This window comes from Kocuria sp. GQ42, assembly GCF_059758435.1.
This window is the reverse complement of record NZ_JCAXEN010000006.1, coordinates 266,694-289,319: the sequence shown is the minus strand read 5'-3', so window position 1 is coordinate 289,319 and position 22,626 is coordinate 266,694. Positions and strand designations below refer to the sequence as shown.

The 22,626-nt window shown below is 73.3% G+C and carries 21 protein-coding genes, 1 pseudogene and 1 riboswitch; of the genes and pseudogenes, 13 read left to right on the top strand and 9 right to left on the bottom strand.

All coding sequences use genetic code 11. The annotated features are described in order from the left end of the window. Nucleotides 1-63: 63 nt before the first annotated feature. Both AC6CH6_RS14070 and AC6CH6_RS14065 read right to left on the bottom strand, forming a co-directional pair. Nucleotides 64-1,407: a phenylacetate--CoA ligase family protein gene (locus AC6CH6_RS14070; protein WP_498255587.1), complete on the bottom strand. Its 1,344-nt coding sequence runs from the start codon at nucleotides 1,405-1,407 to the stop codon at nucleotides 64-66. 109 nt (nucleotides 1,408-1,516) lie between these two features. Continuing rightward, nucleotides 1,517-1,912: pseudogene (locus tag AC6CH6_RS14065) on the bottom strand (hotdog fold thioesterase); the annotation flags it as partial. Between the two features lie 212 nt (nucleotides 1,913-2,124). Between AC6CH6_RS14065 and paaA the strand changes: the two are divergent. The 7 genes from paaA (at nucleotide 2,125) to AC6CH6_RS14030 (ending at nucleotide 8,970) form a co-directional block, all read left to right on the top strand. Beyond that, nucleotides 2,125-3,141: a 1,2-phenylacetyl-CoA epoxidase subunit PaaA gene (gene paaA / locus AC6CH6_RS14060; RefSeq protein ID WP_017833091.1), complete on the top strand. Its 1,017-nt coding sequence runs from the start codon at nucleotides 2,125-2,127 to the stop codon at nucleotides 3,139-3,141. Between the two features lie 2 nt (nucleotides 3,142-3,143). Further along, the gene (gene paaB / locus AC6CH6_RS14055; RefSeq protein WP_017833090.1) at nucleotides 3,144-3,461 is read left to right on the top strand and encodes a 1,2-phenylacetyl-CoA epoxidase subunit PaaB; all 318 of its coding nucleotides are present in this window, start codon (nucleotides 3,144-3,146) and stop codon (nucleotides 3,459-3,461) included. Next, nucleotides 3,458-4,285 (top strand): 1,2-phenylacetyl-CoA epoxidase subunit PaaC, encoded by an 828-nt coding sequence (gene paaC / locus AC6CH6_RS14050; protein WP_017833089.1) that lies wholly within the window; start codon nucleotides 3,458-3,460, stop codon nucleotides 4,283-4,285. Before paaB ends, paaC begins: the two co-directional genes overlap by 4 nt. Before the next feature lie 7 nt (nucleotides 4,286-4,292). Further along, nucleotides 4,293-4,838 carry a 1,2-phenylacetyl-CoA epoxidase subunit PaaD gene (gene paaD, locus AC6CH6_RS14045; protein WP_017833088.1) on the top strand — a complete coding sequence of 182 codons (546 nt, stop codon included), beginning with the start codon at nucleotides 4,293-4,295 and terminating at the stop codon, nucleotides 4,836-4,838. Continuing rightward, nucleotides 4,838-5,998 carry a 1,2-phenylacetyl-CoA epoxidase subunit PaaE gene (gene paaE / locus AC6CH6_RS14040; RefSeq protein WP_133408980.1) on the top strand — a complete coding sequence of 387 codons (1,161 nt, stop codon included), beginning with the start codon at nucleotides 4,838-4,840 and terminating at the stop codon, nucleotides 5,996-5,998. Before paaD ends, paaE begins: the two co-directional genes overlap by 1 nt. 88 nt (nucleotides 5,999-6,086) lie before the next feature. Next, nucleotides 6,087-6,863: an enoyl-CoA hydratase/isomerase family protein gene (locus AC6CH6_RS14035; RefSeq protein ID WP_133408979.1), complete on the top strand. Its 777-nt coding sequence runs from the start codon at nucleotides 6,087-6,089 to the stop codon at nucleotides 6,861-6,863. A 124-nt stretch (nucleotides 6,864-6,987) separates the two neighbouring features. Then, nucleotides 6,988-8,970, top strand: coding sequence for a M13 family metallopeptidase (locus AC6CH6_RS14030; protein ID WP_498255586.1), 1,983 nt, complete (start codon nucleotides 6,988-6,990; stop codon nucleotides 8,968-8,970). Between the two features lie 31 nt (nucleotides 8,971-9,001). On the opposite strand, the gene AC6CH6_RS14025 is transcribed toward AC6CH6_RS14030, so the two are convergent. Together AC6CH6_RS14025 and AC6CH6_RS14020 are read right to left on the bottom strand one after the other, a co-directional pair. Beyond that, the gene (locus AC6CH6_RS14025) at nucleotides 9,002-9,382 is read right to left on the bottom strand and encodes a DUF4190 domain-containing protein (protein ID WP_498255585.1); all 381 of its coding nucleotides are present in this window, start codon (nucleotides 9,380-9,382) and stop codon (nucleotides 9,002-9,004) included. 74 nt (nucleotides 9,383-9,456) lie between these two features. Further along, nucleotides 9,457-10,263 carry a carbon-nitrogen hydrolase family protein gene (locus AC6CH6_RS14020; protein WP_498255584.1) on the bottom strand — a complete coding sequence of 269 codons (807 nt, stop codon included), beginning with the start codon at nucleotides 10,261-10,263 and terminating at the stop codon, nucleotides 9,457-9,459. A 152-nt stretch (nucleotides 10,264-10,415) separates the two neighbouring features. On the opposite strand from AC6CH6_RS14020, the gene AC6CH6_RS14015 reads away from it, so the two are divergent. Together AC6CH6_RS14015 and AC6CH6_RS14010 are read left to right on the top strand one after the other, a co-directional pair. Further along, complete coding sequence (locus AC6CH6_RS14015; RefSeq protein WP_133408975.1) at nucleotides 10,416-10,802, top strand: YidH family protein; 387 nt, start codon at nucleotides 10,416-10,418, stop codon at nucleotides 10,800-10,802. 1 nt (nucleotide 10,803) lies between these two features. Then, nucleotides 10,804-11,172: a DUF202 domain-containing protein gene (locus AC6CH6_RS14010; protein WP_035927992.1), complete on the top strand. Its 369-nt coding sequence runs from the start codon at nucleotides 10,804-10,806 to the stop codon at nucleotides 11,170-11,172. A 93-nt stretch (nucleotides 11,173-11,265) separates the two neighbouring features. Here the strand turns inward: AC6CH6_RS14010 and AC6CH6_RS14005 are convergent, their stop codons facing one another. Beyond that, nucleotides 11,266-12,552 carry an adenylosuccinate synthase gene (locus AC6CH6_RS14005; protein WP_498255583.1) on the bottom strand — a complete coding sequence of 429 codons (1,287 nt, stop codon included), beginning with the start codon at nucleotides 12,550-12,552 and terminating at the stop codon, nucleotides 11,266-11,268. Between the two features lie 235 nt (nucleotides 12,553-12,787). Between AC6CH6_RS14005 and AC6CH6_RS14000 the strand changes: the two genes are divergently transcribed. Continuing rightward, entirely contained in the window at nucleotides 12,788-14,257 is a 1,470-nt protein-coding gene (locus AC6CH6_RS14000) for an amino acid permease (RefSeq protein ID WP_498255582.1), read from the top strand. Here AC6CH6_RS14000 and AC6CH6_RS13995 read toward each other — a convergent pair. Together AC6CH6_RS13995 and AC6CH6_RS13990 are read right to left on the bottom strand one after the other, a co-directional pair. After that, the gene (locus AC6CH6_RS13995; RefSeq protein WP_498255581.1) at nucleotides 14,203-14,700 is read right to left on the bottom strand and encodes an SRPBCC family protein; all 498 of its coding nucleotides are present in this window, start codon (nucleotides 14,698-14,700) and stop codon (nucleotides 14,203-14,205) included. The two genes, AC6CH6_RS14000 and AC6CH6_RS13995, sit on opposite strands and share 55 nt — an antisense overlap. 3 nt (nucleotides 14,701-14,703) lie before the next feature. Continuing rightward, the gene (locus AC6CH6_RS13990; protein WP_017833076.1) at nucleotides 14,704-15,057 is read right to left on the bottom strand and encodes an ArsR/SmtB family transcription factor; all 354 of its coding nucleotides are present in this window, start codon (nucleotides 15,055-15,057) and stop codon (nucleotides 14,704-14,706) included. 251 nt (nucleotides 15,058-15,308) lie between these two features. Beyond that, nucleotides 15,309-15,415, top strand: a riboswitch (SAM riboswitch). A 70-nt stretch (nucleotides 15,416-15,485) separates the two neighbouring features. On the opposite strand from AC6CH6_RS13990, the gene AC6CH6_RS13985 reads away from it, so the two are divergent. Both AC6CH6_RS13985 and metE read left to right on the top strand, forming a co-directional pair. After that, nucleotides 15,486-16,412, top strand: a complete 927-nt coding sequence (locus tag AC6CH6_RS13985) for a methylenetetrahydrofolate reductase (RefSeq protein ID WP_133408972.1) — start codon at nucleotides 15,486-15,488, stop codon at nucleotides 16,410-16,412. Nucleotides 16,413-16,468: 56 nt separating this feature from the next. Further along, nucleotides 16,469-18,874, top strand: coding sequence for a 5-methyltetrahydropteroyltriglutamate--homocysteine S-methyltransferase (gene metE, locus AC6CH6_RS13980; protein ID WP_498255580.1), 2,406 nt, complete (start codon nucleotides 16,469-16,471; stop codon nucleotides 18,872-18,874). Nucleotides 18,875-18,947: 73 nt separating this feature from the next. Here metE and AC6CH6_RS13975 read toward each other — a convergent pair whose 3' ends face one another. Continuing rightward, nucleotides 18,948-20,894, bottom strand: a complete 1,947-nt coding sequence (locus AC6CH6_RS13975; RefSeq protein ID WP_498255579.1) for an ABC transporter ATP-binding protein — start codon at nucleotides 20,892-20,894, stop codon at nucleotides 18,948-18,950. Between the two features lie 73 nt (nucleotides 20,895-20,967). Here AC6CH6_RS13975 and AC6CH6_RS13970 point away from each other — a divergent pair, with 73 nt between their 5' ends. Continuing rightward, nucleotides 20,968-21,468: a MarR family winged helix-turn-helix transcriptional regulator gene (locus AC6CH6_RS13970; RefSeq protein ID WP_035925585.1), complete on the top strand. Its 501-nt coding sequence runs from the start codon at nucleotides 20,968-20,970 to the stop codon at nucleotides 21,466-21,468. Between the two features lie 25 nt (nucleotides 21,469-21,493). On the opposite strand, the gene ald is transcribed toward AC6CH6_RS13970, so the two are convergent. After that, entirely contained in the window at nucleotides 21,494-22,588 is a 1,095-nt protein-coding gene (ald, locus tag AC6CH6_RS13965) for an alanine dehydrogenase (protein ID WP_133408969.1), read from the bottom strand. Between the last annotated feature and the right edge of the window lie 38 nt (nucleotides 22,589-22,626).

Genomic DNA, 22,626 nt, shown 5'->3' with positions numbered 1-22,626 from the left:
ATGCCGCGGCGGGCCCCCGGACCGCCCCGGGGGCCCGCCGCGGCACGGGTCGGCGTCGGGGCGTCACGCGTCCTTGCGGTGGTCGTAGACGCGGCGCAGCTTGCCGGAGGACCGGGCGAGGGTCCCCGGCTCGGCGATCCGGATCGAGGCCGAGGAGCCGATCTTCGTCTTGATGGCGTGCAGGAGCTTCTGGCCGCCCGCCTCGGCGGCCTCGACGGTCACCTGCTCGCGCCGCTCGATGTTGATGGTCATCTGGTCCATCCGGTGCGGGCGGGTGATCTCGAGCGTGAAGTGCGGGCTCAGCTCCGGCACCTGCAGGGCGAGCTCCTCGATCTGGGAGGGGAACAGGTTGACCCCGCGCAGGATGATCATGTCGTCGGAGCGGCCCGTGATCCGGCCCATCCGCCGGTGCCCGGGCCGGTCCGTGCCGGGCAGCAGTCGGGTCAGGTCGTGGGTGCGGTAGCGGATGATCGGCAGGGCCTCCTTGGTGAGCGCCGTGAACACGAGCTCGCCGGGCCGGCCGGTGTCCTGGACCTCGTCCGTGAACGGGTCGATGATCTCGGGGCGGAAGTGGTCCTCCCAGATGTGCGAGCCGTCCTTGGACGCGGCGGACTCGCCGGCCACGCCGGGGCCCATGACCTCGGAGAGCCCGTAGATGTCGCACGCGTCGACGTCGAAGGCCGTCTCGATCTCCCGGCGCATCTCCTCGGTCCAGGGCTCCGCCCCGAGCACCGCGGTGCGCAGCGACGTCTCCCGCGGGTCCAGGCCGAGCTTCTTGAAGCCGTCGGCGATGGTCAGCAGGTAGGTGGGGGTCGAGAGGATGGCCTCGGGCTCGAAGTCCCGGATCATCTGGACCTGCTTCTCGGTCTGCCCGCCGGACATCGGGATGACGGCGCAGCCCAGGCGCTCGGCGCCGTAGTGGGCACCGAGCCCGCCCGTGAACAGCCCGTAGCCGTAGGCGTTGTGCACCTTGTCCCCGGGCCGCACGCCCGAGAGCCGGAAGCAGCGGGCCACGAGGCCCGCCCAGGTGTCGATGTCGTTCTGCGTGTACGCCACCACGGTGGGCTGCCCGGTGGTGCCGGAGGAGGCGTGGATCCGCCGGACCTCGCTCATCGGCACCGCGAGGGACTTGAACGGATACGCCTTCCGCAGGAACTCCTTGTCCGTGTACGGGAAGAGCCGGAGGTCCTCGAGCTCCTTGAAGTCGCCGGGGTGCACGCCGTGCCCGTCGAAGAGCTCCGTGTAGGCGGCGACGTTCTCGTAGGCGTGGTGCAGGGTCCAGCGCAGCCGCTCGACCTGCAGGGACTCGACCTGGTCCCGGCTCATCGTCTCCTCGGGGTCCGGCTGCGACCGGTCCGCCGGGGCGGGGGCGGGGGTGTAGGGGTTCGGGACGGAGCACTCGGTCATGTCAGACTTCCTCGGGCTGCGGGGCGGACGGCTGGGCGGACTGCAGGACGGGCTGCGCGGCCGGGTCCCCGGCCGGGCGCTCCGCGGGCGTCGCCGCGCGGAGGGCGGGGTTGGGGATGGTGCGGCTGCGGCCCCGGAACTCGGCGATGAGCCGGCCGTCGGCCAGGACCTGGATGTCGTAGACGCCGCTGCGCCCCGCCTGGGCGCGCACGGTCCCCACGGCGGTGAGCTCCTGCCCGCGGTAGGCCGAGGCGAGGAAGTTGATGTCCACTCCCGCGGCCACCGTGATGGTGGTGCCGTCCCCGGCGGGGTCGTTGCAGGCGAGGGCGAAGCAGGTGTCCGCGAAGGCGAAGACCATGCCGCCGTGGGCGATGCCGAACCCGTTGAGCATCTCCTCCCGCAGCGTCATGCGGATCTGGGCGTGGCCGTACTCGGCACGGTCCACGGTGATGCCCATCCAGCGCGAGGTGTGGTCCCCCGCGAGGATCGGATGGCCCTGGGACATGTAACTCTCCTCACAGTTCACGACCGAATGTTCAGTAGACAATCCCACTCCGCCGCCCGTGTCAACCCGTGCCGTCCCGGAGGAGCGCGGGAGCACGCCATGGGTGCCACCTGTTGACGCCACCCCCGGGGGCTTATATTCTGAACGAACGGTCAGTTAGTCGCGTGCGGCCCTCCCGCCCCGCGGCGCCATCTCGTCGGAAGAGGGACACCATGACTACGCAGAACACGGGGCTCCACGCCGTGCCCGCCGCGGACGCGGCCGAGCAGGCGGAGCTGGACCGCGCGGGCGAGGAGCACTTCGACCGCATCATCGCCGAGGACTCCCGGATCGAGCCGCGCGACTGGATGCCCGCCGCCTACCGCAAGACCCTGGTGCGCCAGGTCTCGCAGCACGCCCACTCCGAGATCATCGGCATGCAGCCGGAGGGCAACTGGATCTCCCGGGCGCCGTCCCTCAAGCGCAAGGCCATCCTCATGGCCAAGGTGCAGGACGAGGCCGGCCACGGGCTGTACCTCTACTCCGCCGCCGAGACCCTGGGCACCCCCCGCTCCGAGCTCAACCAGCAGCTGCTGGACGGCCGGGCCAAGTACTCCTCGATCTTCAACTACCCCGCGCGCACCTGGGCCGACATGGGCGCCATCGGCTGGCTCGTGGACGGCGCGGCGATCGCCAACCAGGTCCCGCTGTGCCGGGCCTCCTACGGCCCCTACGGCCGGGCCATGGTCCGCATCTGCAAGGAGGAGTCCTTCCACCAGCGCCAGGGCTGGGAGATCCTCTACGAGCTCTCCCACGGCACGCCCGCCCAGAAGCAGATGGCCCAGGACGCCGTGAACCGCTTCTACGGCCCCTCGCTGCAGATGTTCGGCCCCCCGGACGACGACTCGCCCAACTCGAAGCAGTCCATGGCGTGGAACATCAAGCGCTTCTCCAACGACGAGCTGCGCCAGCGCTTCGTGGACATGATCGTGGAGCAGGCCGCTGCACTGGACCTGACCCTGCCGGACCCGGACCTCAAGTGGAACGAGGAGCGCGGCCACTACGACTACGGACCGCTGGACTGGGACGAGTTCAAGGCCGTCGTCGGCGGCCGGGGCCCGTGCAACCTCCAGCGCATGCAGCGCCGCCGCACGGCGCACGAGGACGGCGCCTGGGTCCGCGAGGCCGCCGCCGCCTACGCCCGCAAGACCGCCGCGGAGCGCGCCTCCGCCGAACTCATCGGAGCCTGAGCATGAGCGAGAACACCGTGAGCCCGATCGGCGCGCCCTCGGACGAGTGGCCCCTGTGGGAGGTGTTCGTGCGGTCCTCGCGCGGGCTCTCCCACGTCCACGCCGGATCCCTGCACGCCCCGGACGCCACGATGGCCGTGCGCAACGCCCGGGACCTCTACACCCGCCGCAACGAGGGGACCTCCGTGTGGGTGGTGCCCTCCGCGGCCATCACCGCCTCGGACCCCGACTCCAAGGGCGGGTTCTTCGAGTCCGCCCAGGGCAAGAGCTACCGCCACGCCACGTACTACACCAAGAGCGAAGGGGTGAAGCACCTGTGAGCTTCGCATCCCACGAGTCCGCGACCCGGCAGAGCGCGGGCGACGCCATCACCGCGGAGGACATCCGGGCCGGCGGCGCGAAGGCCCCCGAGGACGTGGCCCGCTACGCCCTGTACCTGGGCGACGACGCCCTGATGCTCGCCCAGCGCCTCGGCTGGTGGATCGCCCGGGCCCCGGAGCTCGAGGAGGACATCGCGCTGGCCAACATCGCCCTTGACCTGCTCGGGCACGCCCGCTTCCTCCTCACCTACGCGGGCACCGCGTGGGGGAAGACCGAGGACGACCTCGCCTACTTCCGCGACGAGGAGGAGTTCCGCTCCTGCCGCCTCGTGGAGCAGGAGAACGGCGACTTCGGGCAGACCATCGCCCGGCAGCTGATCTTCTCCTACTACCAGTACGAGCTCTACCGCCGCCTCGTCCGCTCCACCGACCCGACGCTCGCGGCCATCGCGGACAAGGCGCTCAAGGAGGTCGAGTACCACCAGGACCACGCGAGCCAGTGGATCCTGCGCCTGGGCCTCGGCACGGAGGAGTCCAAGCGCCGCGTCCAGGCCGGCCTCACCTACATGTGGCCCTACGTGGACGAGCTGTTCCACGACGACGAGCTCGTCGAGTCCCTCGGGGACGTCGCCGTGCTCCCGTCCTCCCTGCGCGCCGACTTCGACCGCCGGATCACGGCGATCCTCGACGAGGCGGGGCTGTCCGTCCCCGAGGTCCTGGGCGCCTGGGGCGGCGACCGCTCGGGGCAGTTCAGCGAGCAGCGCGGCCACATCCTCGCCGAGATGCAGGTGCTGGCCCGCCGGCACCCCGGCGCCACCTGGTGAGGAGGCGATGACGATGACCGGCTCCGAGCAGACGGGCGCCACGCAGGTGACCGGCCGGGAGCTGCGCCCCCGGGACGAGGCCGCCGGCCGCGTCTGGGACATCGCCGCCACGGTGAACGACCCGGAGGTCCCCGTGCTCTCCATCGCCGACCTCGGCATCCTGCGGGACGCCCGGCTGGAGGGCGCGCGCGCCGTCGTCGTCATCACCCCGACCTACTCCGGGTGCCCCGCGATGGAGACCATCACCACGGACGTCACCCGGGCGCTCAACGCCGAGGGCTACGACGACGTGCGGGTCGACCTCGTGCTGCAGCCGGCGTGGACCACGGACTGGATGAGCGACGAGGGCAGGCGCAAGCTCGACGAGTACGGCATCGCCCCGCCCAGCGGCCGGGCCGCCGCCGGCCCCGTCCGGCTGGGGCTCACCGTCAAGTGCCCGCGCTGCCACTCCCTGAACACCCGCGAGCTGACCCGCTTCGGGTCCACCGCCTGCAAGGCGCTCCACGTCTGCAACGAGTGCCTGGAACCCTTCGACTACTTCAAGGTGCACTGATGACCGAGATCACCGCCCCCGCCCGGCGCCGGGCCACGTTCAACACCCTCGAGGTCTCCCAGGTCCGCAAGCTCACCGCGGACTCCGTCGAGGTGGCCTTCACGGTGCCCCCGGAGCTCGTGGACGACTACGACTACCTGCCCGGGCAGTACGTGGCGCTGCGCGCCCGGATCGACGGGCAGGAGGTCCGCCGGTCCTACTCGATCTGCGCGGAGCCGCGGCCGGGCGAGATCCGGGTGGCGATCAAGCAGGACATCGGCGGGGTCTTCTCCACCTGGGCCAACAGCTCCCTGAGGGCCGGCGACACGCTCGACGTCATGAACCCCCAGGGCGCGTTCATCTCCAAGCTCGGGCTCACCAGCATGAACGACCCCGAGCGGCTCGCCGCCGAGGAGGTCGCGAAGAACGCCTCGGTGCACCTCGTGGCCTTCGCCGCGGGCTCGGGGATCACCCCGATCATGGCGATCGCCAAGGCCGTGCTGCGCGCCTCGGAGTCCTCCACGTTCGACCTCGTCTACGCGAACCGCTCCGCGATGGAGGTCATGTTCGCCGAGGAGCTCGGGGACCTCAAGGACAAGTACCCGTCCCGCCTGGCGGTCCACCACGTGCTCTCCCGCGAGCAGCGGATCAGCCCGCTGATGTCCGGGCGGATCGACGCCGACAAGCTCCAGGACATCCTGGACGAGGTGCTCCAGGTGGACCGGACGGACGAGTGGTTCCTGTGCGGGCCGTTCGAGCTCGTCCAGCTGTGCCGGGACACCCTCGCGGAGCGCGGCGTGCCGGAGGAGAAGATCCGCTTCGAGCTCTTCAGCACCGGCCGCCCCGAGAACCCCCAGGGGCAGCAGGGACGCGTGGTCCCGGCGGACCCCTCGGGCGAGAGCTACGACATCACGTTCAACCTGGACGGCCTGTCCAGCTCGATCGAGTCCCCGAAGAACGCGCAGGAGACGGTCCTCAACGCCGCGCTCCGGGTCCGCCCCGACGTCCCGTTCGCGTGCGCCGGCGGGGTGTGCGGCACGTGCCGCGCGAAGGTCGTCTCCGGGGAGTTCGTGATGGAGGAGAACTACGCCCTCGAGAAGGACGAGATCGAGAAGGGCTACGTGCTCACCTGCCAGACCCGCCCCACCTCCAAGGAGCTCGTCGTCGACTTCGACGCCTGAGCCGCGCGCTCCGGGGGCCCGGCACCGTGCAGGTGCCGGGCCCCCGGGCCGTCCCGCCCCCAGTCCCCGACCTCACCGAGGAGCAGCAGTGATCGACCTGACCATCGACGGATCCGTGGCCGAAGTGGTGCTGAACGCGCCCGGGAGGATGAACGCCCTCGACGAGGCCGCGCTCGCCGAGCTCGGCGACGCCTACGCCGAGGCGGCGCAGGCGGGCGTCCGCGCCCTCGTGCTGCGCGGCGAGGGCCGCGGCTTCTGCGCCGGCCGGGACATCTCCGCCGTGGACCCCGCGACCGACGACGCCCACGGCTACCTGGCCGGGAAGGTCACCCCGCTGCTGCGCGCCATGACCCGATTCCCCGCCCCGACGTTCGCCGCCGTGCAGGGCCCGTGCCTGGGCGTGGGGCTCGGCCTGGCGATCGCCACGGACGTGGTCTACGTCGCGGACAGCGCGAAGATCGGCTCCCCCTTCGCCAGCCTCGGGGCGACCCTCGACTCGGGCGGGCACGCCCTGTTCACCGAGCGGCTCGGCGCCCACCGGACCCTGGACCTCATCTACACGGCCGAGCTGATGAGCGGCCAGGAGGCCGTGCGCTCCGGTCTGTTCAGCCGTTCGGTGCCCGCCGACGAGCTGCTCGAGCTCACCCGGGCCAAGGCGGCGGCCGTGGCCGAGGGCGCGACCGGCGCGTTCCTCGCCTCCCGCGAGCTCGTGGCCCAGATCCGCGACGAGCGGCTGGGGCTGTGGGAGTCCGTGGAGAACGAGAACCGGGTGCAGGGCGAGCTGTGCCGCAGCGCCGACTACGCCGAGGGCTTCGCCGCGTTCCAGCAGAAGCGCCCGCCGCGGTTCACCGGCGGCCGGTCCTGACCCGGGAGGACGGTCCCGCCGGGTCCGGCTCCGGGGCGGACACGGGCCGGACCCGGGACGAACCGGGTTAAGCGGTCGGGGAACAGCCCGCCCGCGCCGCCGGGAGCCGGTTAACGTGGTGGGCATGACATCCACGGTGACCTCTTCGGTGTTCGACCTCTCCGGCTTCGACCGCTCCGTCCGCCCCCAGGACGACCTCTACCGCCACGTCAACGGCACCTGGCAGCGCCGGACCGAGATCCCCGACGACAAGCCGTCCGTGGGCGCGTTCATCGAGCTGCGGGACCAGGCGGAGGCCGCCGTGCGCGAGCTCATCACCCGGGCCCGCGCCGGGGACCCGGAGGCCGTGGAGTCCAAGATCGCGAACCTCTACGCGTCCTTCATGGACGAGGAGCGGATCGAGGCGCTCGGCACCTCCCCCCTCGCCCCGGACCTCGCGGAGGTCGACGCCGTGGCGGACGTCCCCGGCCTGGTGCGCCACCTGGGCCGGATGATCCGCCGCGGTGCGGGCGGCCTGGTCGGCGTGGACGTCGACGCCGACCCGGGCGACCCCGAGCGCCAGCTCGTGTTCGTGGGGCAGTCGGGGCTGGGCCTGCCCGACGAGGAGTACTACCGGGACGACCAGCACGCCGCGATCCGCGGGAAGTACCTGGAGCACGTGCGGACCATGCTGTCCCTGGCCGGGGTCGAGGACGCCGAGGAGCAGGCCCGCGCCGTGGTGGACCTCGAGACGCGGATCGCCTCCCACCACTGGGACAAGGTCACGGTCCGCGACCTCACCAAGATGTACAACCCCATGGGCTTCGAGGAGCTCGCGGCCTCCACCACCGTCCTCGACTGGCGGCTCCTGGCCGAGGGCGCGGAGCTGCCCGGGACGGCGCTGCGCACCGTGGTCAACGCCCAGCCGAGCTTCTTCACCGGGGTCGAGGAGCTGCTCGTCGAAGAGCTGCTGCCGGCGTGGCGGTCCTGGGCCCGCTGGCACCTGGTCTCCGCGCGCGCCTCCTACCTGTCCTCCGCGTTCGTCGAGGAGGACTTCGCCTTCTACGGCACCGTGCTCTCGGGGACCCCGCGGCTCAAGGACCGCTGGAAGCGCGGGGTCGAGCTCGTCAACGGGGTCCTCGGCGAGGCCGTGGGCGAGCTCTACGTCGCCGCGCACTTCTCCCCCACCGCCAAGGAGCGGATGGACGAGCTCGTGGCCAACCTCCTGGAGGCCTACCGCGTCTCGATCACGGGCCTGGACTGGATGACCGAGGAGACCCGCCAGGAGGCGCTGAAGAAGCTCTCCCAGTTCACCCCGAAGATCGGCTACCCGGAGCAGTGGAAGGACTACTCCTCCCTGCGGATCGACCCCGAGGACCTCGTGGGCAACCGGATCCGCACCACGGAGTTCCGGCTCGCCGAGCTCGTCCGCAAGGCGGGCCAACCGGTGGAGAAGCACGAGTGGCTCATGACCCCGCAGACGGTCAACGCCTACTACCACCCGCTGCGCAACGAGATCGTCTTCCCGGCCGCGATCCTGCAGCCCCCGTTCTTCGACGAGGACGCCGACGACGCCGTGAACTACGGCGCGATCGGCTCCGTGATCGGCCACGAGATCGGCCACGGCTTCGACGACAAGGGCTCGACCTGCGACGGCGACGGCCGGTTGCGCAACTGGTGGACCGACGCCGACCGGCAGGCCTTCGAGGAGCGCACGGCGGAGCTGGTGCGCCAGTACGACCGCCTGGTCCCGGAGCAGCTGGCGGAGGAGGGCACGCACGTGAACGGCGAGCTCACCCTCGGGGAGAACATCGGGGACCTGGGCGGGCTCACGATCGCCCACCAGGCGTGGCGGATGTCCCGGGAGACCGGCAGCGCCTTCGGCCCCGGGGAGCTGATCGACGGCTACAGCCCCGAGCAGCGCCTCTTCCTGTCCTGGGCCTACGTGTGGCAGCAGAAGTCCCGCGACGAGGCGCTGCGCCACCGCATCGCCACCGACCCGCACTCCCCCAACGAGTTCCGGGCCAACCAGGTGGTCCGCAACGTCCCCGCGTTCTACGAGGCGTTCGGGGTGCGGGAGACGGACGCGCTGTGGCTGCCCGAGGTGGAGCGCGTGCGCATCTGGTGACCGGGGGCCGGGATCCGTCCCGGCCCCCGGCTCAGACGCTGCCGCCGGAGCTGATCAGGAACACGACGGCGACCAGCCACAGGACGAGGAACAGCACCAGGACGCCGAGCAGGACGGTGCCGACCCAGCCGAGCACCCGCCCGGGAACGGCGGGGGTGCCGAGCTTCTCGGCCTCGCGCGCCTGCCAGATCGCGAAGGGACCCAGCAGGGGCAGCACCACCACGCTCAGGATGCCGAGGATCAGCGCGGTGTCGGCGTGGCTGCGGCCCACGGCGAAGCGCTCCGCCTGCCACGGCGGGGGCGGGCCCCACGGGGTCGTCGGGCCACCCGGGGTCGTAGGGCCGCCGCCGGCGTGCCCGGAGCCGCCGGGGCCGTCCGGGCGCAGCGGGGCATCGGAGCGGTCGTCGTCCACGGGATCCTCCAGGGGTCGTCGGTGCGGTCTGTCAGGGCCGTCGGTCGGTGCGGTCGGTCGGGGCGGCGGCCGTCTCAGCCCTCGTCGGAGGGCAGCAGCTCCGCCGGGCCGAACCGGCGGTTCGCGAGCACGGGCACGGTCTCGCGCACCTCGGCGATGCGCTCGCGCGTGACGTCGGCGGTCAGCACCGTCTCGTCCTCCCCGGCCTCGGCGACCACCACGCCGAGCGGGTCGAGCACCGCGGAGCGGCCCACCGTGTGCTCGGAGCAGGTGTCCGCGGCCGCGACCCAGACGGTGTTCTCGATCGCGCGGGCCTTGAGCAGCGCCTGCCAGTGGTCCACCTTGTGCTCGCCGGCGAACCAGGCCGCGGGCACGGTGAGCAGCTCCGCCCCGGCGTCGACCACGGCGCGGCAGATCTCGGGGAAGCGCAGGTCGTAGCAGGTGATCATGCCGACCGCGAGCTCCCCGATCCGCACCACCGTGACGCCCTTGTCCCCCGGCCGGATCCGGTCGGACTCCCGGTGGCTGAAGGCGTCGTAGAGGTGGAGCTTGCGGTACGTGCCGAGGATCGCGCCCTGCGCGTCCACGGCCACGAGCGTGTTGTAGGGGCGCCCGTCGGCGGAGCCCTCGTAGCCGCCCGCGATCACGGCGACACCGGTCTGCGCGGCCAGGAAGGACAGCTGCTGGACGAACCCGGACCAGCCGCGCAGGACCAGCTCCTCGAAGTCCTCCCCGAGGAGCCGCTCGGAGAACATGGCCTCCTCCGGGAACACCACCAGCTGCGCCCCGCCGGTCACGGCCTGCTCGGCGAGCCGGCGCATGGTCCGCAGGTTCTCGGCCGTGTCGGCGGTGGGTGCGAACTGTCCGACGGCGATCTTCACGGGTGTCCTCCTCGGCGGGTCGCGGCTGGAGCTCCCACTGTATCCGCGACCGGTGCATCCGCGACCGGCCTGTGCCCCCGCCCGTGGAACAGTTCGCGGCACGGCCCGTGGCAGGATGGGGCCGACACGACCGTGCGAGCGAAGGGCAGGCGATGGGCGAGCAGTCCGAGACCCCGGGGCGACGCCGGTTGTCCGAGCGCGTGCTCGGCGGCGGGACCGCCCCCGACCCCCGGTTCACGCTGGCCAACGAGCGCACGTTCCTCGCCTGGATCCGGACCGCGCTCGCGTTCCTGGCCGGCGGGATCGCCATCGAGGCGTTCACCGCGGACCTGTTCGACGACGGCGTGCGGAAGTTCCTCGCGATCGTGCTGCTGGTGCTGAGCATGCTCCTCAGCGCGGGCGCCACGTTCCGCTGGATCGGGGTGGAGCGGAGCATGCGGCGCCAGGTCCCGCTGCCCCTGCCCCTGATCGCACCGGTGCTCGCGGTGGGCGGGGCGATCGCGGCGGGAGTGCTCGTCGTCGTCGTCCTGCAGGGCTGACATGCCCCGCCCGCAGCTCCGCCGCCCTCCGGGGCCCCCGGACCCCCCGCGGCCGCCGCACGGGGACCCCGGGCTGCAGCCGGAGCGCACCACGATGGCCTGGGGCCGGACCCTGATGTCCTTCGTGGTGGTCTCGGCGATCTTCCTGCGCTGGCTGCCGCACCACGGGCCGTTCGTGCTGGTGCTGTTCGGCCTGGCGGTCCTCACGGCGGCGGCGATCTACGTCACGCAGCGCCCCCGCTACGTCCGCAGCGCCCGCGGCATCGTCGAGGAGGGCACCGAGCCGGAGGTCGGCGCCGTGCTGGCGACCTCGGCCGCGATGCTCGCCCTCGGCGCCCTCGGCATCTGGGTGGTCCTGGTCCTCGTCTGACCCCTCCCGGGGAATCCCCGCGGGGCGCGAGATCGCACGTGCCGGCGACCGGCGGCGCGCCCGTCGCCGGCACATGCGACCTCGGGGACGGGATCAGTTGATGAGGTCGCGCACCACGATGGTGTCGTCGCGGTCCGGGCCCACGCCGATCGCGGACATCCGGGTGCCGCTCATCGACTCGAGCGCCTCGACGTAGGCCCGGGCGTTCGCCGGCAGGTCCTCCAGGGTGCGGCAGCCGGTGATGTTCTCCTCCCACCCGGCGAAGTGCTCGAAGATCGGCTTCGCGTGGTGGAACTCGGTCTGGGTCATCGGCATCTCGTCGTGCCGGGCACCGTCGACGTCGTAGGCCACGCACACCGGGATCTGCTCGATGCCCGTGAGGACGTCGAGCTTGGTGAGGAAGTAGTCGGTGAAGCCGTTGATCCGGGAGGCGTGGCGGGCCATCACGGCGTCGTACCAGCCGGTGCGGCGGGGACGGCCCGTGTTGACGCCGAACTCGCCGCCGGTGGTGCGCAGCTGCTCGCCCATCTCGTCGAAGAGCTCGGTGGGGAACGGCCCGGCGCCCACGCGGGTGGTGTAGGCCTTGATGATGCCGATCGCCCGGGTGATGCGGGTCGGCCCGATGCCCGAGCCCACGGACGCGCCGCCCGCGGTGGGGTTGGAGGACGTCACGAACGGGTAGGTGCCGTGGTCGACGTCGAGGAAGGTCGCCTGGCCGCCCTCCATGAGCACCACCTTGTCCTCGTCGAGCGCCTGGTTGAGCAGGTAGGTCGAGTCCACGATCATCGGGGCGAGCCGGTCGGCGTAGCCCAGGAAGTACTGCACGACCTCCTCGACGTCGATGTCCCGGCGGTTGTAGAGCTTCACGAGCAGCTCGTTCTTCTGCCGCAGCGCGCCCTCGATCTTCTGCCGCAGGATCGACTCGTCCAGGACGTCCTGGACGCGGATGCCGAGCCGGCCGACCTTGTCCATGTAGGCGGGCCCGATGCCGCGGCCCGTGGTGCCGATCGCCCGCTTGCCGAGGAAGCGCTCCGAGACCTGGTCCATCGTCTGGTGGTACGGGGCCACGAGGTGGGCGTTCGCGGAGACGCGCAGCCGGGAGGTGTCCGCCCCGCGCGCCTCGAGGCCGTCGATCTCCTCGAAGAGGGCCTGGGGATTGACGACGACGCCGTTGCCGATCACGGGGACGGCGTTGGGGCTCAGGATGCCCGCCGGCAGGAGCTTGAGCTCGAACTTGTCGCCGCCCACCACCACGGTGTGCCCCGCGTTGTTGCCGCCGTTGGGCTTGACCACGTAGTCCACGCGGCCTCCCAGCAGGTCGGTGGCCTTGCCCTTGCCCTCGTCGCCCCACTGGGCGCCGACGATCACGATTGCTGGCATTGAACGACTCTCCTGCCTGGATGGAACGGGACTTCTCCCGCGGGCCCCGGCGGAGGCTCGCACCGGCCGGGCACGACAACGCCCCTGCGTCGGCCCGCTCCCACCCGCGCGCCGGGGACGGCGCGACGCCGGCAGGAGAAGACCCAGGGGCTCGTACCGTGCAAGTCTAGCGGGCCGTGACCCGGGACCGGCATCCGCCGCCCCGTCCGGCGGCCGCCGCGGTCCGATACCCTCGATGCTCATGAGTTCCCCTTCCACGTGGACCCCGGCCGGGTCCCCGTCCTCCGCGCCCGCGGCCGCCCCGGGCACCCACCTCAAGGCCCGGCACCTCGTGATGATGGCCCTGGGCAGCGCGATCGGCACCGGCCTGTTCATCGGCACGGGCGCCGCGATCCGCACCGCCGGGCCGGCGGTGCTGCTGTCCTTCCTGGTGGCGTGCGTGCTGCTCGTGCTCGTGATGCGGGCGCTGGGCGAGATGGCCGCCGCGGACCCGTCCCCCGGCGCGTTCTCGACCTACGCCGAGAAGGCCATGGGCCGCACCGTGGGACGCACCCTCGGCTGGCTGTGGTGGGCGCAGATCGTGGTGGTGGTCGCGGCGGAGGCCACGGCCGCGGCCCAGCTGCTCACGGAGCTGTGGCCGGTGGCCGAGCAGTGGGTGCTGGCGCTGCTGTTCATGGTGGTGTTCACGGCGATCAACCTGGTGCGGGTGCGCACGCTCGGGGAGACCGAGTTCTGGTTCGCGCTGATGAAGGTGCTCGCGGTGCTGGCCTTCCTCGCGGTCGGGGTCGCCGTGCTCCTGGGCCTGACCGAGGAGCCCTCCCCGGGGCTCGCGAACCTCACCGCCCACGGCGGCTTCCTGCCCCACGGCCCCACCGGGGTGGCCGCCGCGCTGCTCGTGGTGGTCTTCGCGTTCGGCGGCACGGAGCTCGTGACCATCGCCGCCGCGGAGACCGAGGACCCGCAGCGCAACGTGGCCCGCGCCGTGCGCACCATCCTGGTCCGGATCCTCGTCTTCTACGTGGGCGCCGTGACCGTCATGGTCCTGGTGCTGCCGTGGAACGACGAGCAGCTCTCGGTCAGCCCGTTCGTGGCCGTGCTGGAGACCGCCGGGGTGCCCGGCGCGGACGTGCTGATGGCCGTGGTCATCATCCTGGCGCTGCTCTCGGCCCTCAACGCGAACATCTACGGCGCGTCCCGGATGCTCTGGTCGCTGGCCCGCCGCGGCTCGGCGCCGCGGGCCTTCGCCGACGTCTCCGACCGCGGGGTCCCCCGGAGCGCGGTGGTCGTCTCCGTGCTCTTCGGCTTCGCCGCCGTGGTGCTCAACTACCTGTGGCCCGAGACCGTGCTGCTGTGGATGCTCAACACCGTGGGCGCGACCTGCCTGGTCGTCTGGGGGCTCGCGCTGGTCTCGCAGATCGTCCTGCGCCGCCGCGCGGACCGGGACGGCACCGAGCTGCCCCTGCGGATGTGGGCCTTCCCGTGGCTGTCGTACCTGGCGCTGGCGCTCCTCGCCGGGATCGTCCTGCTCGGGCTGCTCGACGACGCCGTGCGGGGCCAGCTCCTGCTCACGGCCGGGCTGGTGCTGCTCATCGCACTGGCCTCGCGCACCCTCGGCCGGCGGCCGGAGCACCCCGAGCGTCCGCCCGGCGGTCAGGCCCCGCCCTGCGCGGTCGGCCCGCCCAGCAGCTCCTCGAGCCGCTCGTAGCCCTCGGCCATCCCCTTCTCCATGCCGGATCCGACCATCCCGTCGCGGGCCTCCTGGGACGCGTGGACGGTGTGCCCGCGCAGCCGGCACCGGCCGTCGCCCAGGTCCTCGAAGTGCAGGTACTCCAGGTCCACGGCGTCGGGCCAGCCCTCGTACTCGAAGGTCTGGACCACGAGCTCGTTCTCGCGCACCGTGTGGAAGACGCCGCGGAAGGCGTACTCCTCGGCGCTGTCCTCGCCGCGCTGGACGAACCGGTAGGCGCCGCCGGGGCGGAACTCGAAGCCGTCGATCCGGGTCCGCAGCCCGCGCGGCCCGATCCACTGCCGGAACAGCTCGGGGTCGGCGTGGGCGCGGAAGACGTCGGCCACGGGGTGGTCGAACTCGCGCTCGAAGTCGATGAAGGGCAGGCCGTCGGGGACGGTCAGGTGCAGTGCGTGTCCCATGGTTCAGTCCTGGGTGTGCTCGCCGCGGTCCGCGGCTCGGGTGTCGAGCACGGCGTCGAGGCGGCGGAACTGCTCCTCCCGGACCAGCCGGTACCGGTCGATCCACGCGGTGAGCGCCTCGAGCCGTGCGGGGTCCAGGTGGACGGGCCGGCGCTGGGCGTCACGGGTGCGCGTGACGAGCTGCGCCTGCTCGAGGACCTGGATGTGCTTCGAGACCGCCTGGAGGGAGATCGCGAAGGGTTCCGCCAGTTCGGTGACCGTGGCCGGTCCGCGGCTGAGCCGGGCGACGATGCGGCGGCGGACCGGGTCGGCCAGGGCCAGGAAGGCCCTGTCGAGCTCGTCGTCGCCGGGGTCCACGGTGTTTGTCAACTGATTCCTTGATCAACCTGTTGGTTGTCAAAGACTAGGCCGCCCGCCCGGGCCCGGCAAGACCCGAGACCGGATCGTGACGGACCCGGACCTGCGCTCCTCTCGGGCCTCACCGCCGGTGCGTCGTCGCGCGTCCGTGTTGCGTCCTGTGACGCCGCGGTCGTCACAGTCGGCGCACCGGCGTCTTCTGGGCGCCCGCACTTGGCAGCGCGGCGGGGCACCCGCTGGAATGGGTCCTGCATCTATCCAGAGCGGCCGAGAGACCTGGCTCGTCGACGCCGCAGCAACCATCCGCGCCCCCGCCACCGGGTGCGCGGAACGGTGCTCCCGCCAGGACCGATGGAGCTGTCGCAGCCTCCCGGGTCCACTCCGGGACGGCTGCTGCCCTCCCTCGGGGTGACCCTTGGAGGAAGAACGTGACACCACGCCCGACCGCCCGGCCGGCGCCGCCGTCCCTGTCCTACGAGCTCTATCCGCCGCGCAGCGCGGCGAGCGCCGACACGCTGCTGCGGACCATCGAGGAGCTCGAGCCCACCCGTCCCGACCACGTCTCGGTGACGTACAGCGGGGACGAGCAGCGCCGGGACAGCTCGCTCGCCCTGCTCGACCACCTCCTGGCGCGCACGAGCCTGCGGCCCCTGGCCCACCTGACGTGCGTCGGCAGCACCCGGGCCGAGCTGGAGCAGACCGTGGCCGCCCTGGTTCGCCGCGGCGTCCGGGGCGTCCTGGCCCTGCGCGGCGACCTCGACCCCGGTGCCGAGCCGGGCGAGCTGCGGCACGCCGGCGAGCTCGTGGAGCTCGTGCGCGAGGTCGAGCAGCGCCACACCGCGGCCCTGGCGGCCGGCCGGCTCGCCGTGGGCGTGGCCGCCTACCCGACCCGGCACCCGGAGTCGCCCTCGTTCCGGCACGACGTCGAGGTGCTGCTGGCCAAGCAGCGCTCCGGGGCGGACTTCGCGATCACGCAGGTCTACTTCCGCCCGCAGCGCTACGAGCGCCTGGTCGCGGCGGCGCGGGCGGCCGGGGTGACGATCCCGATCGTCCCGGGGATCATGCCGGTCACCGACCCGCGGCGGCTCCGGACGCTGTGCCGGCTGGCGGGCCTGGCGCCCCACCCGGGCCTGGCCGCCGCGCTGGAGGACGCGCCCGGTCCTGCCGAGCGGCACCGCGCCGGCGTGGCCTTCGCGGCGCGGCTGGCCCGCGCCGCCCTGGACGCCGGCGCCCCCGGGCTGCACCTCTACACCTTCAACGAGCACCGGGCCGCGCTCGACCTGCTGGAGCACGTGGACCTCCCGCGCGTCCCGCACGTGCCCGTCGCGCTCGACGACCTCCTGCTCCCCGCCTGAGCACGCACCGACCCACCGTTCCGCACGACCCCTCGACACCTCTTCAGGAGACCACCATGACCACTGTCCCGTTCCCCGCCGCCACCATCACCGGCTACCCCCGGATCGGCCGCCGCCGCGAGCTGAAGAAGGCCCTGGAGGCCTACTGGGCCGGGCGCTCGACCCGCGAGGAGCTGGAGTCGGCGGCCGCCGACCTGCAGCTGGCGACCCACCGCCGGCTCGTGGAGCTGGGCCTCGGCGCCCGGGACTCGTCCCTGCCCGCGGCGTTCCCCCTCTACGACCAGGTCCTGGACACCACCGTGGCCCTCGGGGCGGTGCCGACCCGCTTCGCCGACCTCGCCGACGCCGAGGGCCGGCTCGGCCTCGACGCGAGCTTCGTGCTGGCCCGCGGCGACGCCGGGCGCGCTCCGCTCGAGCTGACCAAGTGGTTCGACACCAACTACCACTACCTCGTGCCCGAGATCGGCCCGGAAACCCCGTTCCGCGCCACCGCCGACCGGCTCGTGGCCGACGTCCGCCGCGCCGCCGCGCACGGCTTCACCGTCCGCCCGGTCCTCGTGGGCCCCGTGTCCTTCCTCCTCCTCGCCAAGGCCGACGACGACGCCCCCGCGGGCTTCGACCCGCTGCAGCGGCTCCCCGAGCTGCTGCCCGTGTACGCGCGGCTGCTCCAGGAGCTCGCCGCCGCCGGCGCGGACTGGGTGCAGCTGGAGGAGCCGGCCCTCGTGGCGGACCAGGACGTCCCCGCCGAGCAGCTCGCCGCGTCCGTGTGGGACGCCTACACGGGCCTGACCGCCGTGACCGGGCGCCCGCAGCTGTTCGTCACCACGTCCTACGGCTCCCCCGGACCGCTGCTGCACCCGCTGGCCTGCTCCGGCGTGGAGGCCGTGCACCTCGACCTCGTCAAGGGCGCCGCCCCCACCGCCGAGGAGCTGGAGTTCTTCCGGGGCGAGGACTCCGCCGTGCTCGTGGCCGGCGCCGTGGACGGGCACAACGTGTGGCGGGCCGACCTCGCCGGCCGGCTCGACCAGCTCGCGGAGCTGGCCCGCGGGGGCGCCCAGGTGTCCGTGGCCTCCTCCACGTCCCTGTTCCACGTCCCGCACGACGTGGCCGAGGAGACCCGGCTGGACCCGCAGCTGCGGAGCTGGCTCGCCTTCGCCGACCAGAAGGTCGGCGAGATCGTCACCCTGGCCCGCGGTCTCGCCGCCGGGACGGAGGCGGTCGCGCCGGAGCTGGCCGAGGCGGCCGAGGCCCGCCGCACCCGGCAGGACGCCGCGGGGGTCCGGGACGCGGCCGTGCGCGAGCGCGCCGGGTCGCTGACCGCCGCGGACATCGGACGGTCGGCCGCGGAGGTCCGCCGGAGCGCCCAGGAGGGCCTGTCCTTCACGGCGTCCGGGCCCCTGCCCCCGCTGCCCACCACCACGATCGGCTCCTTCCCCCAGACCGCGGAGGTCCGCGCTGCCCGCGCCCGGCACCGCGCCGGAGCCCTGACGGACGCGCAGTACGACGCCTTCCTGCGGGAGGAGATCGAGCGGGTCGTGCGGCTGCAGGAGGAGCTGGGCCTGGACGTGCTGGTGCACGGCGAGCCGGAGCGCAACGACATGGTCCAGTACTTCGCCGAGCACCTCGACGGCTTCGCGACCACCGTCCACGGCTGGGTCCAGTCCTACGGCTCCCGCTGCACCCGCCCGTCGATCCTGTGGGGCGACGTCAGCCGGGAGGGTCAGGGCCTGCGCGGCGAGGCGTTCACGGTGCCGTGGATCGGCCACGCCCAGTCCCTCACCGACAAGCCGGTCAAGGGCATGCTGACGGGCCCGGTGACGATCCTCGCGTGGTCCTTCGTGCGCGACGACCAGCCGCTCGGCGAGACGGCGAACCAGGTGGCGCTCGCGCTGCGGGACGAGGTCGCGGACCTCGAGGCCGCCGGGATCGGGATCATCCAGGTGGACGAGCCGGCGCTGCGGGAGCTGCTGCCGCTGCGCCGCGCGGACCAGCCCGCCTACCTCGGCTGGTCGGTGGACGCGTTCCGCCTGGCCACCTCGGGGGTGCGGGACGAGACCCAGATCCACACCCACCTGTGCTACTCGGAGTTCGGCGAGGTGGTGGGGGCGATCGACGGCCTGGACGCCGACGTCACGAGCATCGAGGCGGCCCGGTCCCGGATGGAGGTGCTGACCGACCTCGAGGCCGCCGGCTTCTCCCGGGGCATCGGGCCGGGCGTGTGGGACATCCACTCCCCGCGCGTGCCCTCCCAGGAGGAGATCGAGCAGCTGCTCGAGCGGGCCCTCGAGCACGTCCCGGCGCGGACCCTGTGGGTCAACCCGGACTGCGGCCTGAAGACCCGCGGCTACGAGGAGACGAGGGCGTCGCTGGAGCACCTCGTGGCCGCGGCCCGGACGGCGCGCGAGCGGGTGGCGCAGCCCGCCGGCCGGCCGCTGATCGTCCAGCACGGCACGCGCGGCTGACCCCGAGCGCGCCGGCCGACCCGCGGGAGCCCGCGTGACCACGGATGTTCGTGGTCACGCGGGCTCCCGCGGGTCACGAGGCGGCGTCACGGGCGGCGGCCGCGCGCCGGCCGGCGTCGTCGTCACGGGCGGTCCGGGCGGCCAGCAGGGCGAACGGGCCGCCGGCCGCGCGCAGCTCCTGCGGCGCGCCCCGCTCGACGATGCGGCCGCCCTCGAGCACCACGACCTGGTCGGCGTTCTCGACCGTGGAGAGCCGGTGCGCGATGGTCAGGGTCGTGCGGCCGGCGGCCAGCCGGTCGAGGGCCTCCTGGACCTGCGCCTCGGTGGTGTTGTCCAGCGCGCTGGTGGCCTCGTCGAGGACCAGCACGGGCGGGTTGCGCAGCACGGTCCGGGCGATGGCCAGGCGCTGCTGCTCCCCGCCGGAGAAGCGGTGGCCGCGCGCGCCGACCACGGTGTCCAGGCCCTCCGGCAGCCCGGCGACGGTGTCGGCGATGCGCGCGGTGCCCAGGGCGCGCCACAGCTCGGCGTCGGAGGCGTCCGGATCGGCCAGCAGGAGGTTCGCGCGCACCGTGGCGTGCACCAGGTAGGTCTCCTGGGAGACGACGCCCACGATCCGGGCGAGGTCCGCCGGATCGATCTCCCGCACGTCGACGCCGTCGATCGTCACCCTGCCGTGGGCGACGTCGTTGAGCCGCGGCAGCAGGGAGCCGAGGGTGCTCTTGCCCGAGCCGGTGGGCCCGACCACCGCCGTGGTGGTGCCCGCCGGCAGCACCAGGTCGAGCTCGTGCAGGACGTCGGCCCCGTCGTCGTAGGCGTAGCGCACGCCCTCGAACCGGACCTCGCCGCGCACGGCGGCAGGGTCCAGCCGGACGGGCGCGGCGGGCGGGACGATCTGCGGCTCGAGGTCGAGGTACTCGAAGATCCTGCTGAAGAAGGCCAGCGCGGACACCCACTGCACGCCGATGTTCAGCAGACCCATGACGGGCCGGAAGATGGTCCCCTGCAGGGCGGTGAACGCCACGAGGGTGCCGATGGTCATGCCGCCGCTGGTGGCCGGGAACCCGGCGGCCAGGTAGATCACCGCGGGGATGGCGGCGAAGACGATCTGCATGGTGGCCATCCGCCAGCGCCCGGCCAGCTGGCTGCGCAGCTCCAGGCCCACGAGCCGGTCGGAGCGCTCGGTGAAGCGCTCCGCGTCCCGCGCGGTGGTGCCCAGGGTCTTGGCCAGCCGGACCCCCGAGACGGACAGCCCCTCCTCCACCTGGGTGTGGAGCGCGGCGAGCTCCCGCTGACGCTCGTCGGTGACGTCCCGGCGGATCAGGGCCACGCGGCGGGAGAGCCAGATCGCCGGTGGCAGCACCACCAGGGAGACGAGGCTCATCGCCGGGGACAGCGCCACCATGGCCACGGCCGTCGCCACGGCGGTGGTGAGGTTGGACGCCACGCCCGTGGCGGAGCTGGTGACCACGGACTGCATCCCCGCGATGTCGTGCGTGAGCCGCGACTGCACCTCCCCGCCCCGGGTCCGGGTGAAGAACCCCAGCGACTGGGCCTGCAGGTGGGTGAAGAGCTGCACGCGCAGCGCGTGCATCACCTGCTGGCCCATGGCGGTGGCCATCCAGGTCTGGACCACGCCGATCACGGAGGTGAGCGCCGCGACCCCGACCATCGAGGCAGTCAGCAGCACCAGCAGGCGGGTGTCGCCGCTCGGCAGGGCGTCGTCGATCACGCCGCGGACCAGGAACGGCTGGGCGAGATTGACGACCGAGGACGCGGTGATGAGCACGACGACGAGCGCGATCGTGCCCCGGTGCGGGGCGAACAGCGCCGCGATCCGGCGCGGGCTGACGGGGTGCCGGGCGAGCTGCGTCCGGTCCGCGGGGTTCTGGCGCGCAGGCCGACCTCCGCCCCCGCCGCCTCCGGGACCGGCACCGGGCAGGACGCCCGGGCTGTCGGCCGGGGTGCCTCCGCCGTCGTGCGCCGGGGTGCGGACGCGCGCGGGGTGATGGGTCGTCGCCATGGGATCCTCCTCGGGAACTATCAAGGAGGTTACCTCTCTATGAGGTAGCCCGCAACGGGGATAGGATGACGCCATGCCCTACGACGCTCCCGATCCGGCCCGCCTGGGGGACCTGCTGCACGCCGTCTTCCGCCGGCTGCGCCGCCGGTGGGCCGAGCAGCTGGCCCCCTTCGGACTGACCCCGCACCAGTTCCGGGCGCTCGACGCCCTCGCCGGGTGCGCCGGCGGGCCGGGGCACCGGCACGGCCCGGCCGGGACCTGCCGCCACGGCGGCGGGTCCGCCAGCCTGCGGGTGAAGGACCTCGCCGAGGCCCTGCGCATCGCCCCGCGGTCCGCCACGGAGGTGGTGGACCTGCTCGAGCAGAAGGGGCTCGTGGAACGGGTCCCGGACCCGTCCGACCGGCGGGCCACGCTCGTGGCGCTGACGCCCCGGGGCACCGGCCTGCGCGAGCGGGTCCGGGAGGACCGGCGCCGGGAGTCCGAGGAGTACTTCTCACGGCTGGCCCCGGAGGACCGGGTCGAGCTGGAGCGGCTGCTCCGCCTGCTCACGGCGGACGGCCCGGCGCCGGACTGAGCCCCGGCGGGACGTCCGCCGGGACTCAGTCCAGCTGCGCGGGCAGGTCCGCGAAGGCCTCCGCCACCCCGGCGTGCCGGATCCTGCCGGCGGCCGTGTTGAGCCCGGCCGCGAACTCCGGATCGGCGGCCAGGGCCTGCTCCGGGCCGCGGGCCAGGCGCCGCAGATAGGGCGTGGTGGCGTTGGCGAGGGCCCGGGTCGCGGTGCGCGGCACGGCGCCGGGCATGTTCGCCACGCAGTAGTGGGTGATGCCGTCCACCTCGAACGTCGGGTCGTCGTAGGTGGTCGGGTGGGAGGTCTCGAAGCACCCGCCCTGGTCGATGGCGACGTCCACGAGCAGGGCGTGGTCGTGCAGCACCGCGAGGTGCTCGCGGCGCACGAGCTTGGGGGCCGCCGCCCCCGGGACGAGCACCGCCCCGATCACCACGTCCGCCCCGGAGATCTCCTCCTCGAGCACGTGCTCGTCGCTCATCAGCACGCGGGCCCGGTGCCCGAGCAGGTCGGTGAGCTCGCGGATCCGCACGCCGTTGGCGTCGAGCACCGTGACGTCGGCCATCAGCCCCGAGGCCATCAGGGCGGCCTGCGTGCCCACGACCCCGCCGCCGACCACCACGACCTTGGCCGCGGCGACGCCGGGGACCCCGCCCATCAGGAGCCCGGGGCCGCCGGCGTTGGACTGCAGGTGGTGGGCGGCGGACTGCGCGGCGAGCCGGCCCGCGATCTCGGACATCGGCTGGAGCAGGGGCAGGGTCCGGCCGGCGCGCACGGTCTCGAAGGCGACGGCGGTGGTGCCCGCCTCCAGCAGCGCCTCGGTGAGCGGGCGGTCGGCGGCCAGGTGCAGGTACGCGAAGAGCGTGAGGTCGGGGCGCAGGAAGCCGTACTCCTCGGCCACCGGCTCCTTCACCTTGACCAGCAGCTCCGCCCGCTCCCACACGGTGGACCGGTCGACCACCTCGGCCCCCGCGGCGGTGTAGGCGTCGTCGTCGAACCCGGAGCCCTCCCCCGCGCCGGTCTCCACGAGCACCTCGTGGCCGTCCCGCACGAGCTGGGTCACCCCGGCGGGCACGAGACCCACCCGCCGCTCGGCCGGCTTGATCTCTCTGGGAACTGCTACGCGCATGGTCCGTGCTCTCCTCTCGTCGTGGCCCGCCGGCACGG